This is a genomic window from Pseudarthrobacter sp. GQ63 (assembly GCF_059758765.1).
In genome coordinates this window covers 585,405-594,257 of the sequence record NZ_JCAXEF010000002.1, presented here as the reverse complement: position 1 = coordinate 594,257, position 8,853 = coordinate 585,405, and the positions used below count along the sequence as shown (strand labels likewise).

Genomic DNA, 8,853 nt, shown 5'->3' with positions numbered 1-8,853 from the left:
TCCAACCTCTCTTTGCGCGCATTGATGGCGCACTCAGGCCGGGCAGGGTGACCGCCCGGCGTACATACGCCGTGTGCGACGTATCGGTTACAACAGCCCGGTCATGTGTGCCGGGCAGGGTCCTAGCATTCCTACGTCTGCATTGGAGTTACAGGGTTGTTGCCCCGCAGGCATAGTTGTCACCTGCCACTCTAACTCTGTCCCCAACGCGATGCGTAGCCGCGGCTTGGGCGGCCCGGTTGTATTTCGCCGTCATACTGGTTGTGTGACGAAAAGCCGCTGTGCTGCGGGTTGGCGGAACCTGGTGTGACGCAGAATATGCCACATCACGGGGGCGGCAGCTTGAAGCTCAGGCACAAAGGGTGTTGGCTGGGAGTAATGGAAATCACTATGCGCACCGCGCATATAAGGCATTGGAGGTACACGTGAGCGAGGCCGACGCCGCCACTTCGGTAAATGTGGCGGAAAAATTGGGTTTCAAGAATGGGGATCTGATTCAGGAGTTCGGTTACGACGACGACGTCGATTTCGACTTGCGTGACGATATTGAGGACCTGACGGGTTCCGAGCTGCTGGACGAGGACGACCATGAAGTGGCGGACGCCGTCGTTTTCTGGTGGCGCGACGGCGACGGGGACCTGGTGGACAGCCTCATGGATTCGCTGACCACGCTGAGCGAAAACGGCGTCGTCTGGGTCCTGACACCCAAGTCCGGAAGGACTGGATACGTCTCCCCGGCGGACATCCAGGAAGCGGCGCCGACCGCCGGACTGCACGTGACGACGTCGGCAGGCGTGTCCAAGGACTGGAGCGCAACGCGGCTGGTGAGCAGGAAGAACAAGTGACGGCAGCGCTTGCCGCTGCCTCCGTTGCCGTCCCCGCCGTTGGCGCTCCGGCACCCGACTTTGAACTCGACAATCAGTACGGCGAACCGGTCAGGTTGTCTGCCTTCCGCGGCCAGAACGTGGTGCTGGTGTTCTATCCGTTTGCCTTCTCCGGCATCTGCACCGGCGAGCTCTGCGAAATCAGGGACAATCTGGCCCTGTTCGAAGAGGGGAATGCCGTTGTCCTAGCGGTTTCCGTTGACAGTAAGTTCACCTTGCGGGCCTACGCCCAGCAGGAGGGGTATACCTTCGATTTGCTGGCGGACTTCTGGCCCCACGGTGCTGCGGCAAGCCTCTATGGTGTCTTCGACCCCGAGAGCGGAATGGCGCTGCGGGGCACGTTCATCATCGATGCCGGGGGCGCCATTCGCTACACCGTGGTGAACCCGCGCGGACGGGCCCGGGACCTCGGCGAATACCGCAAGGCGCTGGCCGGGCTGGATAAGGCCTGACGGATTATGGCTGAGCAGCGGCATGGTGTGGGCCTCACGGGCTTTGCCAGCATGCCGCCGGTTCCTCCCGCCATGCCTTCCGCCGATGAGCTCGAGGTCCTGGTCCGCATCAGGGACCTGCTGGCAGGGGGCCGGTTCGCCCTCCTTACCGGTGCCGGCCTCAGCACCGACTCGGGTATTCCCGACTACCGTGGGCCGGGGTCGCCGCCGCGGACACCCATGACCTACCAGGAGTTCGTCAAGGCGGCCGCGAACCGCCAGCGCTACTGGGCTAGAAACCACATCGGATGGTCACACCTCCGCCACGCTGATCCCAACCAGGGCCACCGTGCCGCTGCCGAACTGGAACGCCGTGGACACCTGACGGGCCTCATTACGCAGAACGTGGACCGGCTCCACCAGGACGCCGGCAGCGTGAATGTTGTGGACCTCCATGGCCGGTATGACCAGATAGTGTGCCTGGACTGCCGCCGGACCTACTCCCGCCGCCTGCTGGCAGGAATGCTGGAGGAATTGAATCCCGGCTTCCTTGACCGGGCGAAGGAATCAGGCCTGGTGGAAATGGCTCCGGATGCCGATTCAACAGTGGAGGACCAGACCCTGATCAGCAGCTTTGTTGTTGCTGTGTGCCCCGCCTGTGGAGGAACACTGAAACCGGATTTCGTGTACTTCGGGGAGAACGTGCCCAAGGACAGGGTTGAAACGTCGTACCGGATGGTTGACGACGCCGCGGCGCTGGTGGTTGCGGGCTCCTCCCTCACGGTGATGAGCGGCCTCCGGTTTGTCAGGCACGCGGCGAAGGACGGCAAACCGGTGGTCATCATCAACCGTGGGGCCACGCGCGGGGACGACAAGGCGACCGTCAAGCTTGAAGCCGGTGTCAGCGAATCGTTGACCTGGCTCGCCGCTGAGCTTCCGCCGGTATAGCCGGGCGGCGGAATGGGCAGGGCGGGTGCGCCGATTCGCACTTTATGCCCGGCGTCGGGTAGAGTCTATGTTCGTTGGTCAGGGCGCAGCAGCGCCTGATCCGGCAACCATGGGTCTTTAGCTCAGCTGGTAGAGCGCCACGTTTACACCGTGGATGTCATCGGTTCGATCCCGGTAGGACCCACCGACAAGCCCCGCAGTTTCCGCCTTAAGGCGGAAACTGCGGGGCTTTTTTGTTGCCTCTTTACTACTGCCCCCTTGTTACTGCAGAAGTTGCCCGCCTGGTGTTCCGGCCCGGCGTGAATGTCGGCCCCCTGCCATAGCTTGCAGGCATGGAACACGTGATTGTGAGGACAGGCACCGACGGCAGGCCGACGGCGGTGCTCAGCGGTGGCAGGGAATGGGCCGTGGGTGCCGAGCCGGTGAGGTGGTTCGAACGGGTCAACTGGTGGGAGACGCGCCGCCGGATGCCCAAGGGGCTCAGCAGGGTGGACGTCGAGGTCCTTCAGCTCCAGGTCCGGCTGGGCAGGAACACGGGGTCAGCCCTCACCACCATGCTCCTGGAAAGGGACGGGCTGGGCGGGGGCTGGCGGCTGCGGGAGGCGGTTGCAGATGCCGCCTAGGGGAGGCCCGACGGCCGGAACAGGCCTTTCAGGACAATGGAAAACCCTCCACCGCGACTATTGGGGGATGCCGCGGTGGAGGGCCTGAATTGAATATACCGTGAACTTACGGAAACAAAAAGCCGTTTCCTGCTGTGTCATGCACCAACTGCCGTGCGCCTGGAATGCCGCAGCGGTTCGATGCTCCGGCCGCGGACCGTGAACCGCGGGCCGGGGTCAGCGGTGCACGGGGATAAAAACCCGGGGCTGTTCCGTCCAGGTGTCTGACATCTGCGACATGGTCCGCCTCATGATCTTGTCGGAGGCCTCGCGGGCAGCGCCGGCGTCGCCCCGGGCAATTGCCTCCGCCACATCCACGTGCCACTGCAGTGCTGCCTCGTGCGGATGGTCGGGCATCAGCCCATGCACGGTCCGGCCCGTCAGGGTTTCGGCCACCTGGCCCATGAGGTTCGCAAACATCTCGTTCCCGGATCCGGAGAGCAGCAGCGAATGGAACTGGATGTCCAGCTCAAGGAAGCGTGGCACTTCCCCCCTGTGGCCGGCGTCGCGCATTGCATGGGCAACATCCACCAGCTCCAGCCGCAGCGGCGCGGGGGCGTTCTGCGCGGCAAGTTCGGCAGCTGCCGGTTCCACGGCCGACCTCAGCTCGGCCAGGGACCGCAGCTGGGCACCGCGCGCCTTGCTGGCGAGCCGCCAGCGGATGACCTGCGGGTCAAAGGGGTTCCAGCGGCTCGGCGGCAGGACCCGGATTCCCACCCGCTTGGTGGTTTCCACCAGCCCAAGGGATTGCAGCACACGGACGGCCTCGCGGATCACCGAACGCGAAACCTTGAGCTCATCCTCAAGTTTTTCGGCAAGCATGATGTGGCCGGCAGGAAGCTCGCCCGAGATGATGCGCGTGCCCAGGTTCTCAATGGCACGGTGGTGCAGGCTGCTGGTCATGCAGCTAAGCCTAGTGGGAACAGGTCGGCCGGGAAGCAGCCGTCCTTGACTGTCAGCGACACAAACTGTTCCATTACGTGGGCGTTACTTTCCTGTGACTTCATGAATATATATGCTTTATTCAGACCCTTGGTCTGCAACGGTCTTCCGAGCACCGGGAGCCACTGCACATCCATCGCACAGTACGAATTGGAGTTTTGATGTCTGCACACATCGGTGTCACCGGCCTCGCGGTGATGGGCGCCAACCTGGCCCGCAACCTGGCCCGCAACGGCTTCACGGTCGCCCTGCACAACCGCTCAGTCGAAAAGACGGACGCCCTGCTGGCAAAGCACGGTACGGATGGCGACTTCATCCGCACCGAAACCCTGCAGGAGCTGGTGGACTCCCTCGAGAAGCCGCGCCGGGTCCTCATCATGGTGAAGGCCGGCAAGCCGGTTGACTCCGTGATCGAACAGCTTGAGCCCCTGCTGGAACCCGGCGACATCATCATCGACGCCGGAAACTCCCACTACGAGGACACCCGCCGCCGTGAGGCCGCCCTCGCCAAGAAGGACCTGCACTTCGTGGGCGTCGGTGTTTCCGGCGGCGAGGAAGGTGCCCTGAACGGACCCTCCATCATGCCCGGCGGTTCCAAGGAGTCCTACAAGGCCCTCGGCCCGCTGCTCGAGAAGATCTCCGCAAAGGTCGACGGCGAGCCCTGCTGCGCCTGGGTGGGCACCGACGGCGCCGGCCACTTCGTCAAGATGGTCCACAACGGCATCGAATACGCCGACATGCAGGTCATCGGCGAAGCCTTCGACCTGCTCCGTTCCGGTGCCGGAATCGAGCCCGCGGAGCAGGCCAAGATCTTCACCGACTGGAACAAGGGCGAGCTGTCCTCCTTCCTGATCGAAATCTCCGCCGAGGTCCTGGGCCACGTGGACGCCAGGACCGGCAAGCCGTTCGTGGACGTCGTGGTGGACGCAGCAGGCCAGAAGGGCACCGGCCGCTGGACCGTTATCTCTGCCCTGGAACTGGGTTCCCCGGTCTCCGGCATCGCCGAATCCGTGTTCGCCCGTGCACTGTCCTCCCAGGCCGGCCAGCGCAAGCTTGGCCAGGAACTGCTGGCAGGCCACGAGGCCGACGTCGAAATCCCGGAGACCTTCGTTGAGGACGTCCGCCAGGCGCTCTACGCCTCCAAGCTGGTTTCCTACGCCCAGGGCCTGGACATGCTCACCTCGGCAGCCAAGGAATACAACTGGGACCTGAAGCTGGACGAGATCGCCTCGCTGTGGCGGGCCGGCTGCATCATCCGCGCAGAACTGCTCAAGGACATCACCAAGGCCTACGCCGCTGAAGAGAAGCCCGCCAACCTGCTGTTCGCTCCGGCGTTCACGGAAGCGATCGCCGGCGCCCTTCCCGCCTGGCGCCGCGTGGTGGCCACGGCTGTCCAGCTGGGAATCCCGGTTCCGGTCTTCTCCTCCTCACTGGCCTACTACGACGGCCTGCGCCGCAAGCGCGTCGCCGCAGCCCTCATCCAGGGCCAGCGCGACCTCTTCGGCGCCCACACCTACGGCCGCGTCGATGCGGAAGGCACGTTCCACACCCTGTGGGGCGAGGACAAGTCCGAAATCGAAGCGGTGGACACCCACTAGGTTTCGCCTCAGGGCACAAAAGGCGGGCAGTTTCCGGTGATCCGGAAACTGCCCGCCTTTTCTTCTTGCTCTTGTTTTGCTGGGCAGCCCAAGGGCCGGCCCCGTCAGATGCGGTATTCGATGTCGTATTCCGCCGGGTCAACCGCCGGCTTGGTTTCGCGCTGGGCGTCACGGTGGCGCCACTTCGCGGGAACGCCGGTGACGATCGATTCGGGAGGGGCGTCCTTGACCACCACGGCGTTGGCGCCGACGGCGCTGTCCCTGCCAATGGTGATGGGCCCCAGGATCTTTGCACCGGCGCCAATGGTCACGCGGTCGCCGATGGTGGGGTGGCGCTTGATCCGTGCGAGTGACCGGCCGCCCAGGGTGACCCCGTGGTAGATCATCACGTCCTCACCGATGTCCGCGGTTTCGCCGATGACCACGCCCATGCCGTGATCGATGAAGAAGCGGCGGCCGATGGTGGCCCCCGGATGGATCTCGATCCCGGTCAGGAAGCGGCCCAGCTGCGAGAGCAGCCGCGCCGGGAAACGCAGGGCCGGATTCTGCCACAGCCGGTGCGTCAGCCTGTGGATCCAGATGGCATGCAGCCCGGAATATGCGAAAAAGTTCTCGAAAGAACCTCGAGCCGCCGGGTCGTGGGACCGGGCGGCGTCGAGGTCTTCCTTTAGTCTTGCGAAAAAGCCCACAGAGTTCTTTCTACAGGAAACGGGCGAAGAGCGGCCGGGTCAGCCGCGGATGTCGTCATAGAGCACGGTGGAGATGTAACGCTCACCGAAGTCGCAGACAATGGCGACGATCAGCTTGCCCGCGTTTTCGGGGCGCTTCGCCAGCTCCAGTGCACCCCAGACGATCGCTCCGGAGGAGATACCGCCGAGGATGCCTTCCTTGACGCCGAGCTCGCGGGCCACGCGGACGGAGTCCTCGAGGGTGGCGTCCAGGACCTCGTCATAGATGTTGGTGTCCAGGATTTCGGGCACGAAGTTGGCCCCGATGCCCTGGATCTTATGCGGGCCGGGGGCGCCGCCATTGAGGATTGCGGAGTCCTTGGGTTCGATCGCCACGATCTGGACGCCGGGCTTGCGCTCCTTCAGGACCTGGCCAACGCCGGTGACGGTTCCGCCGGTGCCCACGCCGGCAACGAAGATGTCCACGGCGCCGTCGGTGTCAGCCCAGATTTCCTCCGCCGTGGTGTTGCGGTGGATTTCAGGGTTGGCTTCGTTGGCGAACTGTTGGGCCCAGATGGAGTTTTCCGTGTTGGCCACAATTTCCTGGGCCTTCTCCACGGCGCCGCGCATTCCCTCTGAGCCGGGGGTCAGGACGATCTCGGCGCCGAAGGCGCGCAGCATGACGCGGCGCTCGGTGGACATGGTCTCCGGCATGGTCAGGATGACCTTGTAGCCGCGGGCCGCGCCCACCATGGCCAGGGCGATGCCGGTGTTTCCGGAGGTGCCTTCAACGATGGTCCCGCCCGGCTTCAGTGCACCGGACTTCTCCGCGGCGTCGACGATTGCCACACCGATACGGTCCTTGACGCTGTTGGCCGGGTTGTAGAACTCAAGCTTGACGGCGACGGTGGCATCCAGCCCCTCGCTGAGCCGGTTGAGCTTGACCAGCGGGGTGCCGCCGACCAGCTGGGTCACATCGTCATAGATCCGTGCCATGTACATACGCCTATCTCTGAGGGGTGAATACTGAGGTCAGCCTAACGAGGCCGCGTAACCGTGGCTAAGCGTTAAGCCATGCAGAGTAATATTTCCGCGCCTTCGCGAGCTTGGGGTTGATGATCACCTGGCAGTACCCCTGCTCGGGATGTTTGGCGTAGTAGTCCTGGTGGAAGTCCTCCGCCACGTGGAAGCGCGGCAGCCGGCTGACCTCCGTGACGATTGGATGGGCCCACAGCGACTGGTTGCGGTCTATCGCTTCCTCGAAAAGAATCTTCTCCTCGGTGGTCTCATAGAACATCGAGGAACGGTACTGGGTTCCCACGTCATAGCCCTGGCGGTTCAGCGTTGTGGGATCGTGCAGGGCGAAAAACATGTCAAGGACCACCTCTTCCGGGATGATCTCCTCGTCGAACGTCACAGCCACCACCTCGGCGTGCCCGGTGGTGCCGTTGCACACGGAGTAATAGTCGGGGTTGGGATCGTGGCCGCCCGTGTAGCCGGACACCACAGCGCTGACACCCTTGGTCTTCTGGTAGACAGCGTCGAGGCACCAGAAGCAGCCTCCGCCTAAAACAAAAGTTTTCATGACCTCTTCAATGGTTGGGGGCGCCGGATGATTCCCTGGGCGCCGCGGGCGCCGCCCGTCGCCGTGCGGCGCGGAGGACGCGATGGGGTAAAACTAAGACTATGGAACCTGTGGACACCGACGTTACCGGCCCCGAAAATCACGACGGCGGGCCTCGCGGCGGCGAGGCCCCTTCCGGGAAAGACGCGTCCGGCAATGACGCGGCGGCGGGGCAGACGCAGGTCCCCACTTTGGGCGAGATGCTCCTGGCCGTCGAGGAACTGTGGCCCGAGTCCCTGGCGGAGAACTGGGACGAGGTGGGGCTGGTGGCGGGACACCCCTCGGCTCCAGTCACGAGGGTCATGTTTGCCGTGGACCCCACCCTGGAAGTCATTGAAGAAGCAGTGGAGTGGGGTGCCGAGCTCCTGATCACCCACCATCCGCTGCTGCTGAGGGGTGTCACCTCGGTCGCGGCCACCACGCCCAAGGGCCGGGCCGTCCACCGGTTGATCGAGTCCGGCACAGCCCTGCTGACCGTCCACACCAACGGCGATTCCGCCGTCGGGGGCGTTTCCGATGTCCTGGCCGACGCCCTGGGCCTGCAGGACGCGGCCCCGCTCACCGTGGCGGCAAACGGACTGCCGGAAGAGGGAATCGGGCGGGTAGGGGACCTGCCGGAGGCCATGAGCCTGGGAGACTTTGCTGCCCGGGTGTTTGGCATCCTGCCCTCCGTGGCAGGGGGAGTGCGGGTGTCCGGCGACAAGGACGGCCTGGTACGGCGCATTGCCGTCTGCGGCGGCGCGGGTGACTCGCTCTTCAACGAGGTCAGGGCCAGCAACGCCGACGTCTACGTCACGGCGGACCTCCGCCACCATCCGGCGTCGGAGGCAAGGGAAGCTGCCCACAACGGCCGGCCCTACCTGATTGACGTTTCCCACTTCGCCAGTGAGTGGCTGTGGCTGCCGGCCGCGGCAGCCGCGCTGGGCAATGTCCTCGCCGACCAGGGCCATGACGTCGAAATCCAGGTCAGCACCACCAACAGCGATCCCTGGGACTTCATCCTCACCCCGGGTTAAGCCCGGAGCCGGTGGAGACACAGCGGGGCAGGGGAGCTGGGGAGCAGGGCAGGCGCTAGAGTCTAGGAAGCGCCGTCCAG

General features: G+C 64.5%; 10 protein-coding genes and 1 tRNA gene. 7 read left to right on the top strand and 4 right to left on the bottom strand.

The window, feature by feature from the left end:
• Positions 1–425: 425 nt before the first annotated feature.
• The 5 genes from AC6CHP_RS07250 (at position 426) to AC6CHP_RS07230 (ending at position 2,886) form a co-directional block, all read left to right on the top strand.
• Positions 426–845 (top strand): DUF3052 domain-containing protein, encoded by a 420-nt coding sequence (locus AC6CHP_RS07250; RefSeq protein WP_066276773.1) that lies wholly within the window; start codon positions 426–428, stop codon positions 843–845.
• Entirely contained in the window at positions 842–1,336 is a 495-nt protein-coding gene (locus AC6CHP_RS07245; protein ID WP_498228817.1) for a peroxiredoxin, read from the top strand. Before AC6CHP_RS07250 ends, AC6CHP_RS07245 begins: the two co-directional genes overlap by 4 nt.
• Before the next feature lie 6 nt (positions 1,337–1,342).
• On the top strand, positions 1,343–2,263 hold the full coding sequence (locus AC6CHP_RS07240) for an NAD-dependent protein deacetylase (protein WP_188729258.1): 921 nt from the start codon (positions 1,343–1,345) through the stop codon (positions 2,261–2,263).
• A 111-nt stretch (positions 2,264–2,374) separates the two neighbouring features.
• A tRNA-Val gene (locus AC6CHP_RS07235) sits at positions 2,375–2,447 on the top strand.
• Between the two features lie 148 nt (positions 2,448–2,595).
• Positions 2,596–2,886, top strand: a complete 291-nt coding sequence (locus AC6CHP_RS07230) for a hypothetical protein (RefSeq protein ID WP_377194421.1) — start codon at positions 2,596–2,598, stop codon at positions 2,884–2,886.
• Positions 2,887–3,102: 216 nt separating this feature from the next.
• Here the strand turns inward: AC6CHP_RS07230 and AC6CHP_RS07225 are convergent, their stop codons facing one another.
• Positions 3,103–3,828, bottom strand: coding sequence for a FadR/GntR family transcriptional regulator (locus AC6CHP_RS07225; RefSeq protein ID WP_104186114.1), 726 nt, complete (start codon positions 3,826–3,828; stop codon positions 3,103–3,105).
• A 200-nt stretch (positions 3,829–4,028) separates the two neighbouring features.
• On the opposite strand from AC6CHP_RS07225, the gene gnd reads away from it, so the two are divergent.
• Positions 4,029–5,465 (top strand): NADP-dependent phosphogluconate dehydrogenase, encoded by a 1,437-nt coding sequence (gene gnd, locus AC6CHP_RS07220; RefSeq protein ID WP_188808609.1) that lies wholly within the window; start codon positions 4,029–4,031, stop codon positions 5,463–5,465.
• A 104-nt stretch (positions 5,466–5,569) separates the two neighbouring features.
• Here the strand turns inward: gnd and epsC are convergent, their stop codons facing one another.
• From epsC to msrA, 3 genes are all read right to left on the bottom strand, one after another.
• Positions 5,570–6,154 carry a serine O-acetyltransferase EpsC gene (gene epsC, locus AC6CHP_RS07215; RefSeq protein ID WP_188729263.1) on the bottom strand — a complete coding sequence of 195 codons (585 nt, stop codon included), beginning with the start codon at positions 6,152–6,154 and terminating at the stop codon, positions 5,570–5,572.
• A gap of 39 nt (positions 6,155–6,193) precedes the next feature.
• Complete coding sequence (cysK, locus tag AC6CHP_RS07210) at positions 6,194–7,129, bottom strand: cysteine synthase A (RefSeq protein ID WP_104186137.1); 936 nt, start codon at positions 7,127–7,129, stop codon at positions 6,194–6,196.
• Positions 7,130–7,193: 64 nt separating this feature from the next.
• Positions 7,194–7,718, bottom strand: a complete 525-nt coding sequence (msrA, locus tag AC6CHP_RS07205) for a peptide-methionine (S)-S-oxide reductase MsrA (protein ID WP_104186111.1) — start codon at positions 7,716–7,718, stop codon at positions 7,194–7,196.
• 101 nt (positions 7,719–7,819) lie between these two features.
• Here msrA and AC6CHP_RS07200 point away from each other — a divergent pair, with 101 nt between their 5' ends.
• Positions 7,820–8,773 carry a Nif3-like dinuclear metal center hexameric protein gene (locus AC6CHP_RS07200; protein ID WP_377089944.1) on the top strand — a complete coding sequence of 318 codons (954 nt, stop codon included), beginning with the start codon at positions 7,820–7,822 and terminating at the stop codon, positions 8,771–8,773.
• Positions 8,774–8,853: the final 80 nt, after the last annotated feature.